This window comes from Mucilaginibacter angelicae, from assembly GCF_042434235.1.
Taxonomy (GTDB): Bacteria; Bacteroidota; Bacteroidia; order Sphingobacteriales; family Sphingobacteriaceae; genus Mucilaginibacter; species Mucilaginibacter angelicae.
The window spans coordinates 1-902 of the sequence record NZ_JBHLTS010000037.1; the positions used below are offsets into that span (position 1 = coordinate 1).

Consider the following 902-nt stretch of genomic DNA (forward strand, 5'->3'; position numbering starts at 1 on the left):
CCGGGAAGGATTAGCGCGGCTGTCCTATCTTCAAGGGCTTGGTTCCGAAGTCCATTACTTCAGCGGGGATGTATCTGTAGCAGAAGAATTGCGCCTTGTAGTCGAATCCGTCGAATCAGAGTTGGGTGATATAGACGGTGTTATCCATACCGCCGGTATAATCGATGATAGTTATTTCGAGCTTATAGAGGAAATCACGGTGCCTGGTAGCTTATCGGTATTCGGGCCCAAAGTAGAGGGGATCAAGAACCTTTACGGGATATTCAAAGACCGTCCGGTAGATTTCGTATGGATCACATCGAGTTTGTCCTCGGTTCTTGGGGGCTTAGGTTACAGTTCATATGCCTCATCGAACCTGTTTATGGATCATTTTGTGAGTTCGCATTCGGAAGAGTTAAAAAACTGGCGTTGTATCGGGTTGTCAGGGATGGTTTTCGGGGAGGCAGAGATCGACCGGGAAAGCGGTTATAAGCGGGAGGCACTTACCCCGGTAGAGATCTGCGGGTTGTTTGACTGGAGTATTTCGCTCAGCGGGCTTCCTGTAGTTCTGGAAACGATAGAAGATCTGTGTTATAGGCTTGAAAAGACCTATTCCCAGGTAAAGGGGGAAGGGATTTCGGATGTTCCAGCAATGCAGGAACGCTCATCGCGAGGGGAGCTGGAGCATGCTTATGTAGCCGCCGCCACAGCGACAGAGGCGAAGCTGGTGTTGATGGTAGGCAGTTTACTTGGGATCAGTGATATAGGCATAGAGGATAACTTTTTTGAAATGGGTGGAGATTCGTTAAAGGCAATGGTTTTGATCAAGCGTTTAAAAAAAGAGTTTAATATCAACATCCCATTAAAAGACTTCTTTCAAAAACAAAATATCAAAGAGCTGGCTGAGTATATAGATAATATTA

1 protein-coding gene is annotated in these 902 nt (G+C 46.2%); it reads left to right on the forward strand.

Annotated features, from left to right (window positions below):
• Positions 1-19 precede the first annotated feature (19 nt).
• On the forward strand, positions 20-902 hold an 883-nt coding region (locus ACFFGT_RS19180; RefSeq protein ID WP_377024130.1), incomplete at its 3' end, for an SDR family NAD(P)-dependent oxidoreductase.